This is a genomic window from Pedobacter polysacchareus (assembly GCF_019802255.1).
Classification (GTDB): Bacteria; Bacteroidota; Bacteroidia; order Sphingobacteriales; family Sphingobacteriaceae; genus Pedobacter; species Pedobacter polysacchareus.
In genome coordinates this window covers 96,575-118,869 of sequence record NZ_JAHYSS010000003.1, presented here as the reverse complement: position 1 = coordinate 118,869, position 22,295 = coordinate 96,575, and the positions used below count along the sequence as shown (strand labels likewise).

The window sequence follows — 22,295 nt, the reverse complement described above, 5'->3', positions numbered from 1 at the left end:
GGAGACCGTAATGGTCGACACTCCTAATTATCCTTTCCTGATTTCCATTCTTTAAACACTATATAAAATGACTATTCAACACTTACAAGGCCTGATTGCTGCTCCATTTACACCAATGAATGAAAATGGACAATTAAATGTAGCCTTGATTCCAAGTTATTACCAATTTTTAAAAGCTAACAAAGTAACCGGCGCATTTATATGTGGTTCTACTGGAGAGGGCGTATCTTTAACCAACCCAGAGAAAAAGGAAGTCGCAAAGGCATGGGCAGATTGCACACGTGGCGATAAAGACTTTAAGGTAATGATGTTTCTGGGGGGAACCAGTATTGCCGATTGTAAAGATCTGGCCTTATATTCTAAAGAAATTGGTCTTTATGCCATCTCTTTTACTGCACCTTTCTACTTTAAACCTGCAAATGTAGAAGTCCTGGCCACAATATGTGCTGAAATTGCCGCTGTAGCACCGGATATGCCTTTCTATTATTACCACATTCCAGTATTGACAGGAGTAGGTTTTGCGATGTACGACCTCTTACAGGCCATTGATGGGAAGGTTCCTAACTTTGCAGGAGTAAAATATACGCATGAAGATTTCATGGATTTCCTATCTTGTATCCATTTTCAAAATGGCAAATATGATATGCTGTGGGGCCGTGATGAAAATATGCTTTCCGCATTGGTGTTAGGCACTAAAGGCGCAGTAGGAAGTACCTTTAATTATGCAGCCCCATTGTACTACGATATGATCGAGGCTTTTGAAAACAATGATTTGAAAAAAGCGCAGCTGTTACAGCAAACGTCAATTGATATGATCAGGTTATTAGGCAAATACGGTGGTATTGCTACGGGAAAGGCCTATTTAAAATTAGTTGGTGTAGATTGCGGTGAATTTAGACTGCCTGTAAAAAATATGACTGCAGCACAATTCGAGAGTTTTAAACAAGATGTAGCCGCTGTTGGTTTCGATAACTTTAAATCAATAGCTGCTCATTAATCTAATTAATGTGATGAGCAAGTACTTATTTTATCTATCAGTCCCACTTATGTTGACAACAACAGCCGTTTTCGCTCAGAAAACTACTGCTGAGCAGATCGAATGGTCTATTGCAGCGAAATTACAAACGTCCGATGGGCAAACTTCTATCGGCTTTGCCGGAGCAATCAATGCCGTTCTTCAAAATCGGCTGATTGTTGCTGGTGGCGCCAATTTTCCAGACAAAAAGCCTTGGGAAGGCGGAAAGAAGCACTATTCAAACGAGATTCATCTATTGGAGCAAAAAGGGAATTCATTTTCCTGGAATAAACAAAAAGCATTTTTGCCGGAAGCTATTGCCTATTGCGGGAATATCAGTACCAAATTTGGAATTGTGTACGCAGGTGGGGAGAATGAAAAAGGCTTATCTAAAAAGGTTTTCCTAATCAAATGGGATCAGGCGAAACAAACTCCTGTGGTAAAACCTTTAGCCGACTTACCTGTCGCATTGACAAATGTTGCCTTGACCAATATTGGGAATCTGGTATACGCGATTGGTGGAGACCAGGAAAAGGAAACTTCCAAAGCCGTTTTTAGCCTTGATTTAAGCTCGGCTGATGGACTTTGGCAAGTATTGCCTGAGCTGCCAATTGCGCTGGCGAATTCAGTTGTGGTAGCGGAGAAATCCTTAATTTATGTAATTGGCGGGCGTACAAAAACACCTTCTGGCATTAGCGATCTTCATTCCACTGTATTTATTTATCATCCTGAAAAAGGCGTGTGGAAAGAAGGTGCAGCAATTAGTGATGGTAAAGAAGTCACAAATTTTTCTGCAGGAACAGGTCTGGCTTTTGGGAAAAATGAGATTCTAATCTTTGGTGGTGACAATGGAAAGACCTTCCACCAGATAGAAACTTACCTCTCCAGAATCGCTAAAACAGAAGATCCAGCGGAAAAAGCAAAATTAACCGCTGAAAAGAACCAGTTGAGTATTCAGCATACAGGTTTTTACAAAGGTATTTTGCGATATGATATCTTAAAGAATACCTGGTCAAAATTGGGCGAATTGCCTTTTCCTGCGCAAGTGACGGCCATGGCCACAAAATGGAATAATAATATCATTATTTCCAGCGGAGAGGTGCAGCCTGGTGTCAGGACACCAAACATTACGCTTGGAAAAATTAAAGATTAGAAAATGAAAAACACAAACAGATATGCCTGGGTGGTAGTGGGATTATTGTGGGTGGTGGCGCTATTAAATTATATGGACAGACAAATGCTGTCTACCATGAAGCCGGCAATGCAGATCGATATTCATGAACTGCAATCGGCCACAAACTTCGGATACCTGATGGCTATTTTCTTATGGATTTATGGTTTTATGAGCCCGGTTTCTGGAATTATTGCCGATAAATTCAATCGGAAATGGCTGATTGTTGGCAGTTTGTTCGTCTGGTCTTTGGTCACTTATTTAATGGGGTATGCAACCACCTTTAACCAAATTTATTGGCTTCGGGCATTGATGGGTGTGAGTGAAGCATTATATATCCCTGCGGGATTGTCGCTGATTGCTGATTTTCACTCCTCGAAAACACGGTCGCTCGCCATTGGCATTCACATGACTGGCCTTTACATGGGCCAGGCATTGGGAGGTTTCGGGGCAACTATCGCCGACAAATTTTCCTGGCAAGCCACCTTTCATTCTTTTGGAATGGTAGGAGTGGTGTATGCATTGGTGCTGGTCTTTTTCCTTAGAGAGAAAAAAGCAAGCGAAAGCCTAGAAATGGATGATGAGATAAAAATGAAAGCAAAGCCTTCTATTTTTAAAGGCTTTGCCATTCTTTTTACCAATATTTCTTTTTGGATTATCCTATTTTATTTTGCCATTCCAAGCTTACCAGGCTGGGCAGCAAAAAATTGGTTACCAACACTTTTTGCTCAGAATCTGAACATCCCAATGTCTACCGCTGGCCCTTTGTCTACCATTACCATTGCTTTCTCTTCTTTTGTAGGCGTGATATTTGGTGGAATTCTCTCCGATAGATGGGTGCAGAAAAATATTAAAGGACGAATTTATACCAGTGCAATTGGTCTGGCTTTAACGATTCCTTCTTTACTGTTTTTAGGATTCGGTCATTCTTTGTTTCATGTAATGGGGGCTGCACTTTGTTTTGGACTGGGCTTCGGAATGTTTGATGCCAATAATATGCCGATTCTTTGTCAGTTTGTTTCCTCAAAATACCGGGCAACTGCTTATGGTCTAATGAACATGACGGGTGTGTTTTTTGGTGCATTTATTACCGATCTGCTGGGGAAATCTTCGGATGCCGGGCACCTTGGACAAGATTTTGCGATGCTGGCCGGCATTGTTTGCCTTGCGCTATTTGTACAGCTCTACTTCCTTAGACCAGTTGCGAATGATTTTGCCGATGCCTAATGGTGGTGGATGAAGCTTAGCTCCTGGAGCCATAATCAAATTATAAAATACGATTTTAACTATAAATGCCGATACCAATAAGCTGAGCTAATGACCATTATTTACTAGCCGAAACTTTTTAACACGATAAAACTAAACATGATGATTTCACAACACTACAAATGCGCTGCTCTTTCTCTCTTTTTATTAGCCACTGGCTTAACCGCCAGCAGCCAAAAAGTTCAATCCAATGCGATTGATTTAAAGATCAGCGCGCAGCAAACCATAAACCCGATTCTAAAAAGGAAAGTGATTAATCCGCTGTGGCGCATGGAAATTGATGTTCCGACAGCAGGATTAGCATTTAAAACGCTGTTAGGTACGCTAAATAAAGCAGGTTTGAATGATCTTCAATCTTTAGAAGTTTATTTAAGTACGGAGAATAAGGAAAAAAAACAAGTGCTGGATGCGAAGAAAAAGATTGGTGCCGCAACGGTTTCTGGAAAAAAAATCCGCATTCCCCTTGATGGGAAGTTAGCTCCAGGCAAACAAGTGATCTGGATCAGTGCTACTTTAAAACCAGAAGCAAATATCGACGACCGGGTGGAACTAAAGGTTTCAGATTTAATAGATGTTGCCGACATAAAACATAAAATAAGTATCCAGGGCCCAGTTGTGGCCAGTAGATTAGGAATCGCCATCAGAAATCCTAATGATGATGAGGTTAATTCTTACCGCATTCCCGGAATTATCGATACGGATAAAGGAACATTGATCTCTGTTTATGATGCGCGTTATAAAAACAGTGGTGATTTGCCGGGTAATATTGATGTGGGAATGAGTAGAAGTAAAGATGGTGGCAAGACCTGGGAACCCATGAAAATCATTATGGATATGGGGGCTCCTCATGAAAATAATGGCGTTGGTGACCCTTCAGTTTTATTCGACCCCGTTACCAAAACCATTTGGGTAGCCGCATTATGGAGCAAAGGCAACCGCTCTATTGCAGGTTCTGGCCCAGGTCTTTCAGAAGAAGAAACCGGTCAGTTTGCGCTAACCAGCAGCAATGATGATGGCTTAACCTGGACAAAACCATATAGCATTACCACACAAGTGAAAAATCCAATATGGAGATTGTTTTTCCCTGGCCCGGGAAATGGAATCGCAATGGCAGATGGTAAAATTGTATTCCCTGCACAATATTGGGATGAAAATAAAATGCCGCATTCCACATTGATTTATAGTGCTGATCATGGTAAAACCTGGAAAGCAGGAGTAGGTGCCAAATCAAATACCACAGAAAGTCAGCTGGTAGAAACTACACCAGGAAAAATCATGCTGAACATGCGCGATAACCGTGGGAAATTCAGAAGTGTTGCGACAACTATGGATATGGGCTTAAACTGGGAAACACATCCTACTTCTGTGAAAGCATTGATTGACCCGGTTTGTATGGCCAGTTTGATTAAAGCCCGCGTGAAAGTAAAAGGGAAAATGAAAGAGGTATTGTTCTTCAGTAATCCTAACTCTTCAAAAGATAGAAAAGACATGACCATTAAAATGAGTCTTGATCTTGGAGAAACTTGGCAAGATGCCAGTTTATTGGTAGACGAAAGAGATTCTTTCGGATATTCAGCACTAACAAAAATTGATGATGAGACTTTAGGTTTACTATATGAAGGTGTACGTGATTTATACTTCGTACGCATCCCCGTAAAAGATCTTGTAAAATAATTCATCACCAACGCATCCAGGAAAACCTGATTACCTGGATGCGTTCCTTGCAGTTTGAGGCTGCTGAAACCCTAAACCATGCTGATCAATGATCAGCAAGAAATTCAACAAAACGGAATGAGAACCACCATAAGAATCATCCTTGTCGTTTGTTTATTGTCACTTTCTTTGCAAAATAACCTGTTTGCACAAGGGAAGAAAATCAAAGTTGCCTGCATCGGAAATTCCGTTACCGCAGGTTATTTGCTTAAAAATCCAGCTGCTGAATCCTATCCAGCTGTACTGCAAGGCCTACTGGGCAACTCCTATGAAGTAGGAAACTTTGGCCTGAGCGGCGCTACTTTATTGAAGAAAGGACACAGACCTTATAATAAAACCAAAGAATTTACTAAAGCCCTTGATTTCAATGCAGATATTGCCATTGTTCATCTTGGGCTAAATGATACAGATCCAAGAAATTGGCCGGAATACCGCGATGAATTTCAGCAGGATTATGCCTGGCTACTGGATACCTTAAAAAAGAATAATCCTAAAATCAAGTTATATGTTTGTCGGTTAACACCCATTTTCAGTGAACACCCAAGATTTAAATCAGGGACCCGGGACTGGTACTGGCAGATTCAAAAAGAGATTCTTTTGATAGCTAAAGACAATCAGGCCTCCCTGATTGATTTGAACAGTCCTTTAAATAATCGTCCGGATCTATTTGCAGACAACCTTCATCCAGATCAGGAAGGGGCTGCGATCATTGCCCGTACAGTATATGAAAACCTTAGTGGTCATTACGGAGGATTGAAATTGCCTTTACTGTTTAGTGATCACATGGTATTGCAGCGCGATCAGGCGATCCCAATTTATGGAACTGCAGATGCAGATCAACCAGTAACCGTCGCTTTTAACGGGACAAAGAAAACGGTGCTTAGCGGAAAAGATGGTAAATGGAAAGTGGTGTTTCCAGCAATGCCGCATGGCGGTCCTTATCAGATGAGCATCAGTGATAAAAAAAAGACAATCATTTTAAGAGATCTGCTGCTTGGCGATGTTTGGCTGTGCTCCGGCCAGTCAAATATGTATTTCAAGCTGCAGCAATCCGCAACAGGAACTGCTGAACTAAAGCAATTTCCGGAACAGCCGAAATTAAGATTGATGAAGTTTAATCCGGTTGCTGAAACTGATGGCCTATCCTGGGACAGTACCACATTGGCCAAATTAAATCATCTGGACTATTTCTCTGGAAATTGGGAACCTGCAGCTTCAAATACGGCCGCAGGCTTTTCTGCCATCGGGTATTATTTTGGGCAGCAGCTAGTACAAGAAGAAGGGGTTCCAATTGGCCTGATCCAAATGGCCGTTGGCGGTTCTACGCTGGAGTCCTGGATCGATCGTTACACATTAGAGCATGATCCTCAGCTGGTAGATGTACTGAGCAATTGGCGGAAATCCGATTTTGTCCAGGCATGGGCACGCGGACGTGCAGATTTAAACCTTAAAAATTCTTTGAATCCCAGACAGCGTCATCCTTACGAGCCGGCCTATAATTATGAAGCTGGAATTGCCCAGTTGATCGGATCTCCAATAAAAGGGGTAATCTGGTATCAGGGAGAAAGTAATACTCAAAATCCAGAATTGTATGCCCATAGCTTTCCGGTGCTGATCAAAAGCTGGAGAGAAAAATGGGGGATAGACTTCCCTTTTTATTATGTACAGCTTTCTGGAATAAACCGTCCTTCATGGCCGTATTTTAGAACAATGCAAGATCAGGTTCAGCATCAGGTTCCTAATACATATATGGCGGTGAGCTCAGACCTGGGGGATTCACTGGATGTTCACCCCATCAGGAAAAAAGAGATTGGACAACGCCTGGCCTTACAGGCACTGCAGCATAGTTATGGCAAAACGGTAGTTGCAGATGGTCCGATTCCAGGAAAAGCAGTGCTGAAAGACCATACGATTGAGATTTCCTTTATAGCAGGAAGCCCGCTCGCAGTAAAAGATGCTCAGCCATTACAGGGATTTGATGTAGTGCTGGAAAAAGGAACCATCCTACCGATTTCCGCAAGGCTGATGAATAATAAAGTGGTGCTCCAGCTTCCTAAAGAAATAAAAGCAGAAAAAGTAAGAACAGTACGGTACAGTTATGCTCCTTTTAGTCGAGCCAATCTGATCAATCAGCATGGTTTGCCGGCTTCAACCTTCACTATACCCCTTAACTAAAAATTTAAAGAAATGAATTATACTAAAGAAGACCTTCAGCAATTACAGCAATTTTATAACAATCAACTTTTAAATGATACGGTTCCTTTCTGGTTTCCAAGGTCTGTAGATACCGAATTCGGCGGGTACTTATTGATGAGAGATCAAGATGGGACGCTGATAGATGACGATAAGGCCGTATGGATACAGGGGAGGGCAGCATGGCTGCTTTCTACGCTTTACAATACAATTGAACCAAAAGAAGAATGGCTATCTGCCGCAAAATCCGGAATAGATTTTCTGAATAAATACTGCTTTGATGACGATGGACAAATGTTTTTCCATGTCACGCGTGATGGTCAGCCCATTAGAAAACGGAGATATTATTTTTCAGAAACCTTTGCTGTCATTGCCAATGCTGCCTATGCAAAAGCCAGTGGTGATCCAGCAGCGGCTGAAATGGCAAGATACCTTTTTGGGAAATGCATTGAGTATTCCACAACTCCAGGTATTTTGCCGCCAAAATTTACCGGAACCAGGCCAACAAAAGGAATTGGCGTGCCGATGATTATGATGAATACTGCTCAGCAGCTTAGGGAAAACATTGGAGATCCACGCTGTGACGAATGGATCGACAAATGGATCGCTGAAATAGAGACTTATTTTGTTAAAGATGACATTCGATGTGTCATGGAACAAGTGGCTCCTGATGGCAGCATTATAGACCATATTGATGGAAGAACACTAAATCCTGGTCATGCGATTGAAGGGGCCTGGTTTATTCTTCATGAAGCTAAATACAGAAATAATGATCCTAAACTGATTGCATTGGGATGTAAAATGCTCGACTATATGTGGGAGCGTGGCTGGGATAAAGAACATGGTGGTATTATGTATTTCAAAGATGTATACGATAAACCCGTACAGGAATATTGGCAGGATATGAAGTTCTGGTGGCCGCATAATGAGGTGATCATTGCAACTCTATTGGCTTACACCATCACAGGGGATGAAAAATATGCAAAATGGCATAAAATGGTTCATGATTATGCATATGGTCATTTTCACGACAAAAAGAACGGGGAGTGGTTTGGTTACCTGCATAGAGATGGAAGTTTAGCGCAAACGGCTAAGGGAAATCTCTTTAAAGGACCTTTTCATTTACCACGCCAGGAATGGTATTGTGCCGCTTTGTTAACAGAACACCTAGAGAAATAAGTACTACTATTCTGAATGATCATGATGTTTAACCGAAACTTTTTAATACTTATCATTTTGTTGCTCTCCATTGATATGTTGTATGCTCAGGTCCCAACTCTGAAAGAGGACCAAAGGGCAATGCCTGCTTTAATGCCCCTTCCACAACACCTGGAAAGGAAATCTGGTGTTTTTGATCTTAAAAGTTGCCGGGCAATTGTAGTTCAGGATGATTTGTTTATTCCAGAAGCTAAATTCCTGCAAATAGCACTGAAAAGTCAAGGAATAGAGGTTAAAATAGGCAAATTGCCAGTCGATGGTTCTCCATATATCCTATTGGCAAAGGATGGAATGCTCGATGCCGAATTTAAGGACGAAGCCTATCGCCTTACGGTAAGCCCCGATAAGATTACAATTAAAGGATTGCATAAAAAAGGGGTGTTTTATGGCATTCAAACGTTGAAACAACTGATTTCAGTAGATAAAAAGGTACTGTCATGTGAGGTGGTCGATTGGCCTGCATTTTCATGGAGAGGATATATGGTGGATGTAGGGCGCAATTTCCAATCCCTTGCACTGTTGAAACAACAAATTGATGTCATGGCAGCGTACAAGCTCAATATTTTTCATTTTCATGCCACAGAAGATATTGCCTGGAGATTGGAAAGTAAGCAATATCCGCAGCTGACAGCACCAGAAACAATGCTGCGCAATAAAGGTGATTTTTATACCGTAGCGCAAATGAAGGAGCTGATTGCTTATTGTAAAGAACGGCACATTACGCTGGTACCAGAAATAGATATGCCTGGTCATAGTGAAGCTTTTAAAAGAGCAATGAAAACGGAAATGCAAAGTGATACCGGACTTATGATTGTTAAAAATCTCATTAGAGAGTTTATCAAAACTTATAACCTTCCTTATTTACACATTGGTGCAGATGAAGTTAAAATTACGAATGCTAATTTCCTTCCGGAAGTGACAAAACTGATAGAACAACTCGGTAAAAAGGTAATTGGATGGGAGCCAGGAGGGAACTTTACGGAAAGTACCATCCGACAATTGTGGATGGAAGGTGCAACAAAAGTAAGTAAGAATAAAAACATACAATATATAGACTCCAGGCACCTTTACCTGAACCATATGGATCCTTTGGAGAGTGTGGTGACCATTTTTAACAGGAAAATTTCGAACCTGGATAAAGGGGATGCCAATGCTTTAGGCGGCGTGATTTGTAACTGGCCAGACCGGAACGTTCAGAAACAAGAAGATGCTTTAATTCAAAATCCGGTTTATCCCGCTATGCTGGCTTTCTCTGAACGCAGCTGGAGAGGTGGGGGAATACCCGGTTGGATGGCTAAAATCGGGCAACCTGGATCTACGGACGCCATGGGCTTCTCCGAGTTTGAAAACCGCTTGATGCAGCATAAGCAGCGTTATTTTTCAGGCCTGCCATTTCCTTATACCACACAAGCAGATGTGACCTGGAAACTGATTGGTCCTTTTGCTAATGGAGGTGATTTAACGGCTTCATTTGAGCCGGAAGCAGCAACAGTAAATCTGGATAGTCTGCCGGTTGCCATGGAAGTGAGGGGTGGGACAATCATACTCAGACATTGGTGGACACCACAAGTGACCGGGGTGTTGGATAAACCTCAGGAAAATACCACCTGGTACGCTTATCGTAAAATATGGGCTGATGCCGATGAATCCAAGGATTTCTGGATCGGTTTTAACAATATGTCCCGTTCCTACGCTTCTAATTCACCTGAAAAAGGAACCTGGGACAACCGCAAAAGCAATGTTCATGTGAATGGAGTCCTGATTGATCCACCAGCCTGGAAGCAGGCCGGTTTATCTGGAAACATGGAAATCCCATTGATCGATGAAGGCTATGAATTCAGGGCAGCCACAAAAATCGCCTTAAAACAAGGTTGGAATGAAGTGTTGATCAAATTGCCAATTGCCAGTTTCAAAGGCGCAGATTGGAAAAATCCACAGAAATGGATGTTTACTTTCGTAGCCCTGGATGCTTTATAGAATAGGTTTTAACTGCAGCCATACATTCTCTGCAAGGAGTTTTTGTCCCTCTGCGGTAGGGTGAATCCCATCTCCCTGATTCAGTTTTGGCACTCCACCAACACCCTGAAGTAGGAAAGGTACCAATACCAAATCGTTTTTCCTGGCCAGTTCCGGGAAAAGCGATTTGAACTCAGTGGCATAATCGGCCCCCATGCTCGGTGGGATTTGCATTCCCGCAAGTACAATTTTCACTTCAGGATTCTTTTTTCTGACTTTGTCAATAATCTGCTGAAGATTGCGCTTTGTTTCCTTTAAAGGAAGACCTCGTAATCCATCATTAGCCCCTAATTCCAAAACTAATATGGCTATCGGCTGTTTCAATAGCCAGTCGATCCTAGTGTTGCCGGCAGCAGAGGTTTCACCGCTTAAACCCGCATTGATCACTTTATAAGGAAGTTTGGCCTCGTTTATTTTTTCCTGTATTAAAGCAGGAAAAGCTTCATTAACGGTTAAGCCATAGCCAGCGGTAAGGCTCGTTCCAAAAAATAAGATGTTTTTTTCTTTCGTCAGCTCTTTTGCTGTACTGCTGTTTTTCTGTTGCCCTTCAACATTTGTGGAGGGTTTATCCGAGGCTGATTTTGCTGGGTCAGCACTACTGGATCCTTGCTTTTCAGTGCAGGCAGTCAATAAGGACATGATAGAAAACAGCGCAATCAATACCCAGGAATCTTTAAAATTTAGCTGTAACATATATAATTATTATGAATCAAAATACCGTGAATACTTGTTAAAGGCAGTATATTTAGCTGTTTGCCGCATTGAAATGTCGATCAAAATTCTATTTTCTAAAACTAAAACAAGACCCTAATTATATCGCCTTGGAACATATCCTTAACATTCGAAATGTAAGTAAAATTTACGAAAATGCAGGTCATAAATTGACTGTACTCGATCAGATTAATTTTTCAATTCAAAGAGGGACTACCGTTGCCATCACTGGGCCCTCTGGAAGTGGAAAGACCACTTTACTCGGTTTATGTGCAGGATTAGATCGCTCCAGTTCAGGAACGGTATCCTTGAATGAGATTGATCTGGATAATTTAACAGAAGACCAAAGAGCCTCAGTAAGAAACCGCTATGTAGGTTTTATCTTCCAAAATTTTCAGCTGTTACCAACCCTGACAGCGCTGGAGAATGTCATGGTACCTTTAGAATTGAGAGGGGAAAAGAACATAAAGCAGCATGCGATGGAATTATTAGATAAGGTAGGCCTTGCCGACCGCTCTCGTCATTACCCGATACAGCTATCCGGTGGAGAGCAGCAGAGGGTTTCTCTGGCGAGAGCCTTTTCAAATCAACCAGCCATATTATTTGCAGATGAACCCACTGGAAATCTGGATGCTGAAACCAGTGATAAAGTGATAAAACTAATGTTTGACCTCAACAAAGAGGCTGGAACAACACTGGTGATTGTGACCCACGATCTGGATCTGGCGGCAAAAACCAATAGGATGATCAAATTAAAAGGAGGTGTAGTAATTGCTGATTTAGAACTGAACCATGGCTGATTTCCCTTCAATTAAAAGAACCATTAATTTTTCCTGGTTGATAAAAATGGCTTGGCGTGATAGCAGGAAAAATCGTTCCCGGCTGCTCCTGTTTATGTCTTCTATTGTTTTAGGAATTGCAGCACTAGTCGCTGTTTACTCCTTTAAAGCCAATTTACAGCGTGACATCGACGAACAGGCAAAGACCTTGACCGGAGCTGACCTGATTGTAGAAAGTCGCAGGCCCTGGAGTCCAGCTGTTAAAGCTTTACTGGATACCCTGGGCACTGAACGGGCTTTGGAAAGAAATTTTGTCTCCATGGTCTACTTCATTAAAGGTGAAGGCAGCCGATTGGTTCAAATCAGGGCCTTAAAAGGCAATTATCCCTTTTATGGTACCATAGAAACTCTTCCAGCTGCTGCTGCGAAAAATTTTAAAACAGGTAGAAAGGCACTGGTAGACCAAACACTAATGCTGCAATATCAGGCAAAACCTGGCGACTCGATAAAGATTGGCAGCTTAAGCTTTGCTATTGAAGGAAGCCTGGAAGGTGTGCCCGGGCAAACTGGCCTTGCGAGCACAGTGACTCCAGTGGTGTACATCCCCTTAGAATACCTGGAGCAGACCGGCTTAATGCAGCTAGGCAGTAGGATCCAATCCCGTTATTTTTATAAATATAAAGACGCTGCTACTGTTAATAGAGATTTAAAACGCCACCAGAAATTTCTGGATAAGGAGCAGCTGAGTACTGAAACTGTGGCCACAAAGAAGGAAAGTACAGGCCGGGCTTTTAAAAATCTCAATCAGTTTCTAGCCTTATCAGGTTTTATAGCCTTGCTATTAGGTTGTATTGGTGTAGGAACCTCTATTCAAGTATACATCAAAGAGAAGTTGAGCACCATAGCTACTTTAAGGTGCCTGGGTTTAAATGCAAGTGAAGCTTTTCTCATCTATCTGATTCAGGTAGGGGTCATCGGTCTGTTAGGTGCAATTGTAGGTGCCTTTTTAGGTACTGCCCTGCAGTTTTTACTTCCAGTGGTATTGAAAGATTTTATTCCTCTCGAGTTATCCATAGGCATTTCCTGGTCGGCAATTGGACAAGGACTGGCAACGGGATTGATTATTTCTGTGTTATTTGCATTGCCATCCCTGATTGCTGTTCGGAATATATCTCCTTTAAATGCCATCCGAGCCTCTTTTGAAGCAGTAAAACCAAAAATAGACCTCCTCAAATGGTTGGTGTACCTGCTGATGATCGGCTTCATTTATGGCTTTACTTATTTGCAGATGAAGGATGCAATTCAAGCCATCGCTTTTGTGCTTGGTATATTGCTGGCCTTTCTGCTGCTGGTGGGCCAGGCTCAGGTACTGATGTTCGCGGTAAGAAAACTGATCCCTGAGCGTATGGCTTATGTATGGCGTCAGGGTTTTGCCAATCTTTACCGTCCCAATAATCAAACTATGGTACTTAGCTTGGCGATTGGTTTATCTACGATGTTCATTGTGACACTTTATTTGGTTCAAGGGGTACTTTTAAATAAAGTAGAGGTATCTGGCGATGGGACGAAATCTAATATGGTGCTGTTTGATATTCAGCCTGTTCAAAAAGAACCTTTAGCAAAACTGATCCAGACGAATCATTTGCCGGTTTTAGGGCAGGTACCTATTGTGACCATGAGGATAATTGAAATCAATGGGAAGACAGCCGAACAGTATGGAGACACCAGCAAAGCTAAAGACATAAAGAAGTCAATCGTCAACGCCTTTAAGGGGGAGGTCAGAGCCTCCTATCAGCAAAAATTAAGGGCTACAGAAAAAATTACTGCAGGAAACTGGACTGGTACAACACCAGAAGGTGGAACGGTAATTATCTCTTTAGAAAATGGATATGCGGAAAGGCTAAATGTAAATATTGGCGATTCAATTGTGTTTGATGTTCAGGGAATGCTGGTTAAAACAAAAATAGGAAGTTTCAGAGCTGTCGATTGGAATACGGTACAGCCTAATTTCAGGGTGGTATTCCCTTCAGGTGTACTGGAAGAAGCGCCGCAGTTTTATGTCTTTATGACCCATGTTGCCGCCGCTGAAAAGTCTGCTCAATTACAGGCAGATGTTTTGAAACAATTTCCTAATGTCTCAATAATTAATTTAGATATGATTATTAAAACCATTGATAATCTATTAAATAAGATAAACTTTGTGATTCGGTTTATGGCTGGGTTTAGTATGGCTACAGGTTGGATTGTGTTGCTTTCTTCCGTAATGAGCAGTAAAGGGCAGCGATTGAAAGAAAGTGTTTTGCTGAGAACCATGGGAGCAAGTAGGAAGCAGATCCTAACGATTACTGGCCTGGAATACCTAATCTTAGGATTTATTGCCACAGCTGCTGGAATTATTCTGGCGGTACTGGGCAGCTGGGCCCTGGCCGTATTTGCGCTGAAAGGGAACTATGCACCAGAGATTTTACCTTTAATTGTATTCCTGGTGGTGATTCCTGTACTGGTGATGTTCACTGGGCTTTATAGCAGTAGAAGTGTATTGAATCATCCCCCTTTAGAAATTTTAAGAAAAGAATCATAATGAGCTTGATAGCACTGGACTATTTTTATACGCTGATCCATTTATTAATTATAGGATTTAACCTCTTTGCATGGGCATTTCCCGTTACCAGACGGCTGCATCTATATGGTGTAGCCATTACTTTAGGCTGCTGGCTGATCTTAGGAATCTGGTATGGCATCGGTTATTGTCCGGTCACGGATTGGCAGTGGCAGGTAAAAGAGCAATTGGGAGAACATAACTTACCAAATTCTTTTGTTAAATATTATGCTGATAAATTAACCGGTTCGAATATCAATCCCGAAATTATTGACGGGTTAACACTTGGTTCTTTTCTGATTTCCATCTCTATTTCTCTATATCTTAACTTTTTCAGAAAAAATACCAGATAAAAAAATAAGTCTAAAGGAGCAGTGTAACAGCCCTGTTACTCTGCTGTTTAGCTGCTAATGCACTTCTGGACAGCTGATTATTCTAGTAATATGCCTGTATAATCCGGTAAATTTGATCCTAAATCCCTACTTTTAGAAATTTATAAGTAAAAAACACATTTTATTATTGCTTTGTTAATGCAGTTACGATGATGAATAAATACCTGATAGTTCCCCTTTTTTGTGTTGCCAGCATTTGGAGTTCCTGTTCTTCCCTATATATGCCCAATGTCCCTAACACACCTATGTTGAGTGAAAAAGGTGAGCTGAGTGCAGGGGTACACATTTCGCCAAAAGGAAATGCGAGCATCAATGGTGCTTATGCAGTTTCAAATCATTTTGGGGTGTTGTTTAGTGGCTCATATATGAAAAATGAGCGCAGCACAAAAGATTTTCGACATAAATTGCTGGAAGTTGGTGGAGGGTATATTGATACTTTTGGACCAGACAACAACCGGATCATAGAGATTTATGCTGGATATGGTGGTGGAAGTGCCGACCGTAATTTTAGGTCGTATGATGATCATCAGGTGCTGACCAGTAGTAGTCAGGAAGAAATTACCTTTACAAAAACATTTATTCAGGTAAACTATAGTTCTAAAAAGAACAATTACCTGAAGCTGTTTGGAAATAGCTACGCCTTAAATTATGGTACCGCAATTCGCATTAGCCATGTAGGGATGAATACTTTTCTGATTAACAATATTGGCCAGCCCAAAGAAGACAATATGTTCATAGAGCCGGTATTCTTTACCCGCATGAGGCTGAGTGACGCGGTACAGCTACAGTATACTTCCAGCGGTAATTTTGGACTAAAAGACAGAAAGTTTATGACAGCTGGAAATTCCATTTTTACCATCGGGGCAGTCGTTAATTTAGGCGGGAAGAAGCCCGGTCTAAAATAAAATCTGAACTATTCATTAAAGCAAGCAATTACTAAATAGATAGCATCGCCTTTAAATTCCTAAGTTTGGTCGTTAAACTACTGCCGTTTTTTAAAAAGGCAGGGTAACCTTTTAAGGTTTTTATCGATTTAACCGCCTCATATCCTAGAGCGAAGCTTCTGATCTTATTCAGGAGGAAAGTATCGTCTTTAAAGAGATCAGCTTCCTGAAGAAAACCATTTCTAAGGAAATCCCTGATGATAAGGGCCATCTGTTGGTTGGCATAAAGATGCAGCGGAAGCTCAAATACCTCTTTTTTTAGCCGTTCATATACGGCATTAATCCAATTTACCTGTTCTTCATTGGTCACAACGATTCGACCCCCTTGTATCCTGATATGCTCCAGGAACAACTTCGCCGCAGGTCTGTTGATCAATCCTGCATGGACTGCATCTCTCAGTGTGTAATCTAACCTGTCTGCACAGAGATCTGGTAAGGGCTGCTCCAGAAGTGGAAAAGTTCCATCCAGAATCTCATCCAGATGATAGCCATGTTTCTGCAGCACAGCCGGAATATCTGAGTTCATCAGGACCTCTGCAAACATTTCCTCATGATAATTCTCCTCCTTATTTTTAAAGACATAATCACCAACATGTGAAAAGGCAGTATGGGAAGCGTCGTGAAGCAGGCCGGCGATCTGTTCCAGTTCTGAGCCTCCAAGCTTCCTGATCAATAGCAATACGCCAATAGAGTGTTCCAAGCGGGTATGGCAAAGCTCTGGGTTAACCAGGAAGATCGCACCGCTTTGATGAACACCGCCTAGCCTTTTTAAAGTCGGACTAGCCAATAAATCATCAAAAACCGCAGGGAGTTCCACATTTCCGTATAGCAAATCATTTACAGTGATCATGTCTTTCTAAATTAGAGTATATTTAAATTACTACCAACAAGGTATTGTTGAGCATGCAATTATACTAATTATTTTAGTTTTATCATGAGATATTACTAATATAAATAGATTATCCGTTGATAATTTCACCACCATTGGGGTGCAATACCTGTCCCGTCATATAACTTGCTGCTTCAGAAGCCAGGAAAACATAACATGGAGCGACTTCATTAGGCTCAGCAGCTCTTTTTAAAGGAACATCAGATCCAAAAACGGCGACTTCCGCCGCAGTAAAAGTGGAGGGAATCAATGGCGTCCAAATAGGACCGGGAGCGACGCCGTTGACTCTTATCTTTTTGTCGGCAAGCGCAGTGGAAAGCGAGCGGATAAAACCCACAATCGCAGCTTTAGTGGAAGCATAATCAATCAGATGGTCGCTGCCTCGATAAGCGGTAACAGAAGTAGTGCAAATGATGCTGCTTCCTGCTTTAAGGTGCTTTAACGCAGCTTTGCTCAGGTAAAAATGCGGAAACACATTGACACGAAAAGTCTTTTCCAACTGAGCAGCACTGATCTTTTCCAGACTTTTTTGAGGATACTGTACCGCTGCATTGTTCACCAGGATATCTAATTGCCCGAATTCTTTAATCGTTTTACGGACTAAAAGCTGACAATGTTTTTCATTCGCAATATCACCCGGCAGCAATATGGCCTTTCTGCCATGAGCTGCAACTGCCGCTGCAGTAATTTTTGCATCTTCGTGCTCATTTAAATAGCTTAAAACTACATCTGCACCGGCGGCTGCAAATGCCACTGCTACAGCCCGTCCTATTCCGCTATCACCACCTGTGATCAAGGCCACTTTCCCGGCCAGTTTTTCTGTAGAAAGGATCGGTTCAAACGCTGGTTTCGGCCGCATCAGTGTTTCAGATCCAGGCTGTTTCCTTTGATGCTGTTTAGGACGGATTGCTTTTTCTTGTGCTTTCTTCATCATATAGTGTTTAAAAAATTATAGGGCTTCTGGTAATACAGCTTTAAAACAATTTGGTGACTAAAACAGTTTTTCTCTTACCTTTGGCCCTTCATTCATCATTTTCAATGCAGCAATCTTCCGGTTCTATTTATACTTTTCAATTTGGTCTAGTCTGTTTAAGCTCTTTTCTTTTTTCTGCCAGTTTTAACATGCTCATTCCCGAACTGCCCGCTTATTTAACAGCGATGGGTGGTGCAGCGTATAAAGGGTTTATCATCGCGCTATTTACGCTTACTGCGGGTATATCCAGGCCCTTTAGCGGGAAGCTAACAGATACCATCGGAAGAGTTCCAGTAATGGCTGTAGGCTCTTTAGTCTGCTTTTTATGCGGATTTTTATACCCTATGCTGACTACCGTTGCAGGCTTTCTATTCTTAAGACTGATTCATGGCTTCTCTACCGGATTTAAACCTACAGCTACGGCAGCTTATGTGGCAGATCTTGTGCCTGTTAACAGATGGGGAGAGGCCATGGGTGTACACGGTGTTTGTTTTAGTACCGGCCTGGCCATCGGCCCCGCAATTGGAAGCTTGATTACCGATCATTTTGACATCAATATCCTATTTTACTGCTCCTCATTATTTGCTTTATTATCTATCGTGATTTTGGCAAACATGAAAGAAACGCTGCCAAATAAAGAGAAATTTAGGTTTAAGCATTTGAAGATCAGTAGAAAAGATATTATCGAATGGCGTGTGATCCCTTCGGTAATTATCATTTTCATGACGTATATCAGTTATGGTGCTATCCTTACGGTGATCTCCGACTGGAGTAAAGCTTTAGGAACTAGCAATAAGGGGATGTTCTTTATGGTATTTACTTTAACTTCTCTGTTGATCAGATTTGTGGCAGGAAAGGCTTCCGATAAATACGGCAGACCAGTGATCTTAAAAATTTCTTTGGCACTGCTGGCATTGTCCACTTTTTGGATTGCAGTCGCAGATAGTTCAGTGATGTTGATGTCAGCTTCAGCACTGTATGGTGTCGCTACGGGGATGTTATCGCCAACAGCAACTGCATGGACAGTTGACCTGAGTGATCCACAGCACCGCGGGAAGGCAATGGCGACCATGTATATCGCGCTTGAAGCCGGAATTGGCTTGGGTGCCTTGTTAGCTGGCTGGTTATTTATCGATGATCTGACGATGATCCCAGTCACTTTTTACGCTTGCACAGGAATTACCCTAATCGCCTTGGTTTACCTGCAATTGATCTATAAGCCAGCACCATTAGATAAAGCGCCGATTATGAAATAATCAGCGCATTTGGCATTAACTTAAATTAATTTGGTTTTTCTGTGATTTTGTGAAAAGTTATGGCAAATAAATTTATATTTTAGCCAGCTAATCAACATTTAAACCACAATGAGCGGACTTCACAAATACGACTACATCGTATTTTTTATTTACTTCATTATCGTATCTTCTTACGGTTTCTGGATTTACTACAAAAAGAAAACTGCAGCAGCAGATTCCAAAGATTATTTTTTAGCAGAAGGTTCTCTAACCTGGTGGGCTATTGGCGCCTCACTTATTGCTTCTAACATCTCAGCCGAACAAATGATTGGAATGAGTGGTTCAGGTTTTAAACTTGGATTAGCCATTTCCGCTTATGAATGGATGGCCTCTGCAACATTAATCATTGTAGCAGTGTTCTTTATGCCAGTCTATTTAAAGAATAAGATCTTTACGATGCCCCAGTTTTTAAGTCAGCGTTACAATGAGAAAGTAGCGATGATCATGGCGGTATTCTGGTTGATGTTATACATCGTAGTAAACCTGATGTCTATTCTTTACCTTGGGGCGCTGGCCATCAGTGGGATATCCGGACTCGACCTCACTGCCTGTATTTTAGCATTGGCTATTTTCGCAATTTTCATCACCCTTGGTGGTATGAAAGTAATTGGATATACAGATGTGATCCAGGTGTTCTTTTTAATTCTTGGAGGCCTGGTGGCTACTTATCTTGCCTTAAACTTGATTTCAGGAGGAGATGGGATCATCAAAGGCTTCGGTATGCTAAAATCAGGCGCTTCAGAACATTTCCATCTGATCTTCAGAAAAGACAACCCAAATTACATGGACCTTCCAGGTTTAAGTGTATTGATCGGGGGGATGTGGATCGCCAACTTAAGTTACTGGGGATGTAACCAATACATCACTCAAAGAGCATTGGGTGCTTCTTTACCAGTAGCAAGAGCAGGACTTTTATTCGCAGCATTCCTTAAAATGCTAATGCCGGTGATCGTTGTGATTCCAGGTATTGCAGTATATTTTATTGTTAAAGAAAATATGGGCGGCATCAAAGCAAGTGATTTATTGACTGCTTCTGGTGTAGAAGATCCTAATAAAGCATACCCTGCCTTATTAGGTCTGTTGCCTATCGGCTTAAAAGGATTGTCTTTTGCAGCTTTAACCGCAGCAATTGTAGCCTCCCTTGCTGGAAAAGCCAATAGTATTGCTACCATCTTTACCCTGGATATCTATAAGAAAGCATTTAACCCAGGTGCAGCTGAGCGTACCATGGTGAACGTAGGTAAAATTACCGTAGTGGTTTCTATGTTAATGGCAGTAGTGCTTTCTCTGATTGTGGGTGATGCCCTGATGGGAGAAGGAAAACAAGGTTTCCAATACATTCAGGAATATACCGGATTCGTATCGCCAGGTATTTTTGCCATGTTTATCCTTGGATTTTTCTGGAAGAAAACGACTTCAAATGCAGCTATGTTTGCTACTGTAGGTGGTTTTATTGTTTCAGTACTCCTTAAATTCCTACCTGGATGGGTGGATTTATCTGCTTTACATGAATATGGATGGGCGATTGCCAATTCAAGCGGTGTGTTCGAGATTCCATTTATGGACAGAATGCTCATCGTTTTCGCAATTTGTATTTTAGGAATGTACATCATCAGTATTTATGAAGGTAAAAAAGGTGTGGTGACTAATGGATTGGAGATCGACGCTAAAATGTTTAGGGTTTCGACTTCATTTGCAATAGGCGCTTTAATCATTTTCGCTATGTTGGTAGCCTTATACTCAGCCTTCTGGTAGGCAATTCAAATATGTATTTAAAGCGGCTTCTTTGCATAAAGAAGCCGCTTTTTTTATATTTGCTCCATTATCCCTTTCCAATTACACTCCTTTATGGTTTATAAAACCGACAACCATTATCTCTAACTTAAAATTTATTGACAATTGTGTCAGTAAAATAAAATTATGTCAATAATAGTTGTTGATGAGCAAAATATTTGTTCGTTTTAGGTTTGTTTAAATGGCGCTTACTGGTTAGCTTAGTACTCACGTCTTTTGTTCGATGGACGTATGAAATACAATAGGGATTCCATGAGGAAAGGATGGTTTTTAGTAAACGTGTTACTGAGTTTCACTTTGCTGTGCGATGCGCAGCAAAGACCTCAGTATACCCAGTATGTTTTTAACAATTACATTCTGAACCCTGCCATTTCTGGAATCGAAAATTATACGGATGTCCGGTTTGGCTATAGAAACCAATGGAATGGGATTGAACAGTCCCCAATTACAGCCTATTTTTCGCTGCACTTCCCATTAGGGAAGAATTACCTGACCGGGAATTCTAATTCCTTTGCAGAAAATGGAGAGAATCCGATGAAACGTAGCCTGGTACACACCTATATGGCCTCAGAGCCGCATCATGGATTGGGTGTGTTTGGTGTAGTAGACCGTACCGGGCCCATTACCAGTTCCGATTTTAAGCTGACCTATGCTTATCACCTCGGTTTAAGCCCAAAAATTAACCTAAGCCTGGGCGTAGCGGCAGGGATATCAAGGCTCATGCTGGATATTTCTAAAATTACCTTAGAGAACAGTCTGGATCCGGCAATTTCAGCAAATGCCAATAATAAAATGCAGCCAGATCTGGGTGCTGGTTTATGGCTATATGGGCCTGACTTCTTTGCCGGGATTTCTGCCCAGCAATTACTCAACAGACCCATTAGCTTTACTGAGGAAGCCGGATACAATACAGGAAAGCTAGTGCCCCACATTTTTGTGACTGGTGGTTATAAGTATTTCCTTACCGAAGATATAGCCGCAGTTCCCTCTGTAATGTTTAAATATGTGTCACCTACACCTTTATCTACGGACATTAATTTGAAATTCGCTTTCAAAGACAAGTTTTGGTTAGGGGGGAGTTATCGGACTAACGATGCAGCAGCGATCATTGCCGGATTCAATATCAATGCACTATTCGTATTGGGATATTCTTATGATTTTACGACTTCAGCGCTAGGAAAAGTCAGCAATGGGAGCCATGAGATCGTACTGGGCATTTTACTCAACAACAGGTATAAAGTCTCTTGTCCGCAGAGGAACTGGTAGCCAAAAAGCCCTCTCAGCAATTCTATAGCAGCGAAGAGGGCTTTAAGAAGACCTGAATTCA

General features: G+C 41.6%; 17 protein-coding genes. 14 read left to right on the top strand and 3 right to left on the bottom strand.

Annotation, left to right across the window (positions count from 1 at the left end):
• Positions 1-67 precede the first annotated feature (67 nt).
• From K7X70_RS08280 to K7X70_RS08250, 7 genes are all read left to right on the top strand, one after another.
• A complete protein-coding gene (locus K7X70_RS08280) occupies positions 68-997 on the top strand; it encodes a dihydrodipicolinate synthase family protein (protein ID WP_222536611.1) in 930 nt (309 codons plus the stop codon).
• 49 nt (positions 998-1,046) lie between these two features.
• Entirely contained in the window at positions 1,047-2,168 is a 1,122-nt protein-coding gene (locus tag K7X70_RS08275) for a galactose oxidase (protein WP_255607009.1), read from the top strand.
• Positions 2,169-2,171: 3 nt separating this feature from the next.
• Positions 2,172-3,413, top strand: a complete 1,242-nt coding sequence (locus tag K7X70_RS08270) for an MFS transporter (RefSeq protein WP_222536609.1) — start codon at positions 2,172-2,174, stop codon at positions 3,411-3,413.
• 138 nt (positions 3,414-3,551) lie between these two features.
• Positions 3,552-5,126 (top strand): sialidase family protein, encoded by a 1,575-nt coding sequence (locus K7X70_RS08265; RefSeq protein ID WP_222536608.1) that lies wholly within the window; start codon positions 3,552-3,554, stop codon positions 5,124-5,126.
• A gap of 78 nt (positions 5,127-5,204) precedes the next feature.
• Complete coding sequence (locus tag K7X70_RS08260; protein ID WP_255607006.1) at positions 5,205-7,340, top strand: GDSL-type esterase/lipase family protein; 2,136 nt, start codon at positions 5,205-5,207, stop codon at positions 7,338-7,340.
• 12 nt (positions 7,341-7,352) lie between these two features.
• Positions 7,353-8,537 carry an AGE family epimerase/isomerase gene (locus tag K7X70_RS08255; protein WP_222536607.1) on the top strand — a complete coding sequence of 395 codons (1,185 nt, stop codon included), beginning with the start codon at positions 7,353-7,355 and terminating at the stop codon, positions 8,535-8,537.
• A 132-nt stretch (positions 8,538-8,669) separates the two neighbouring features.
• Positions 8,670-10,553: a beta-N-acetylhexosaminidase gene (locus K7X70_RS08250; protein WP_255607005.1), complete on the top strand. Its 1,884-nt coding sequence runs from the start codon at positions 8,670-8,672 to the stop codon at positions 10,551-10,553.
• On the opposite strand, the gene K7X70_RS08245 is transcribed toward K7X70_RS08250, so the two are convergent.
• The gene (locus tag K7X70_RS08245) at positions 10,548-11,285 is read right to left on the bottom strand and encodes an arylesterase (RefSeq protein ID WP_255607003.1); all 738 of its coding nucleotides are present in this window, start codon (positions 11,283-11,285) and stop codon (positions 10,548-10,550) included. The two genes, K7X70_RS08250 and K7X70_RS08245, sit on opposite strands and share 6 nt — an antisense overlap.
• 128 nt (positions 11,286-11,413) lie before the next feature.
• Here K7X70_RS08245 and K7X70_RS08240 point away from each other — a divergent pair, with 128 nt between their 5' ends.
• The 4 genes from K7X70_RS08240 to K7X70_RS08225 all read left to right on the top strand — a co-directional run bounded on the left by K7X70_RS08240 (position 11,414) and on the right by K7X70_RS08225 (position 15,978).
• Positions 11,414-12,103 carry an ABC transporter ATP-binding protein gene (locus K7X70_RS08240; RefSeq protein WP_222536606.1) on the top strand — a complete coding sequence of 230 codons (690 nt, stop codon included), beginning with the start codon at positions 11,414-11,416 and terminating at the stop codon, positions 12,101-12,103.
• A 46-nt stretch (positions 12,104-12,149) separates the two neighbouring features.
• Positions 12,150-14,663, top strand: coding sequence for an ABC transporter permease (locus tag K7X70_RS08235; RefSeq protein ID WP_255607002.1), 2,514 nt, complete (start codon positions 12,150-12,152; stop codon positions 14,661-14,663).
• Positions 14,663-15,034, top strand: a complete 372-nt coding sequence (locus K7X70_RS08230) for a DUF2784 domain-containing protein (RefSeq protein WP_255607001.1) — start codon at positions 14,663-14,665, stop codon at positions 15,032-15,034. Before K7X70_RS08235 ends, K7X70_RS08230 begins: the two co-directional genes overlap by 1 nt.
• A 188-nt stretch (positions 15,035-15,222) precedes the next feature.
• Positions 15,223-15,978 (top strand): hypothetical protein, encoded by a 756-nt coding sequence (locus K7X70_RS08225; protein WP_255606999.1) that lies wholly within the window; start codon positions 15,223-15,225, stop codon positions 15,976-15,978.
• Between the two features lie 31 nt (positions 15,979-16,009).
• On the opposite strand, the gene K7X70_RS08220 is transcribed toward K7X70_RS08225, so the two are convergent.
• Positions 16,010-16,867, bottom strand: a complete 858-nt coding sequence (locus K7X70_RS08220) for an HD domain-containing protein (protein WP_222536604.1) — start codon at positions 16,865-16,867, stop codon at positions 16,010-16,012.
• Between the two features lie 109 nt (positions 16,868-16,976).
• A complete protein-coding gene (locus K7X70_RS08215) occupies positions 16,977-17,837 on the bottom strand; it encodes an SDR family oxidoreductase (protein WP_368388496.1) in 861 nt (286 codons plus the stop codon).
• A 128-nt stretch (positions 17,838-17,965) separates the two neighbouring features.
• Here K7X70_RS08215 and K7X70_RS08210 point away from each other — a divergent pair, with 128 nt between their 5' ends.
• The 3 genes from K7X70_RS08210 to K7X70_RS08200 all read left to right on the top strand — a co-directional run bounded on the left by K7X70_RS08210 (position 17,966) and on the right by K7X70_RS08200 (position 22,234).
• Positions 17,966-19,135: an MFS transporter gene (locus tag K7X70_RS08210; RefSeq protein ID WP_432443882.1), complete on the top strand. Its 1,170-nt coding sequence runs from the start codon at positions 17,966-17,968 to the stop codon at positions 19,133-19,135.
• A 108-nt stretch (positions 19,136-19,243) separates the two neighbouring features.
• Positions 19,244-20,929, top strand: coding sequence for a sodium:solute symporter family transporter (locus tag K7X70_RS08205; protein ID WP_222536601.1), 1,686 nt, complete (start codon positions 19,244-19,246; stop codon positions 20,927-20,929).
• 270 nt (positions 20,930-21,199) lie between these two features.
• The gene (locus K7X70_RS08200) at positions 21,200-22,234 is read left to right on the top strand and encodes a PorP/SprF family type IX secretion system membrane protein (RefSeq protein WP_255606997.1); all 1,035 of its coding nucleotides are present in this window, start codon (positions 21,200-21,202) and stop codon (positions 22,232-22,234) included.
• Positions 22,235-22,295: the final 61 nt, after the last annotated feature.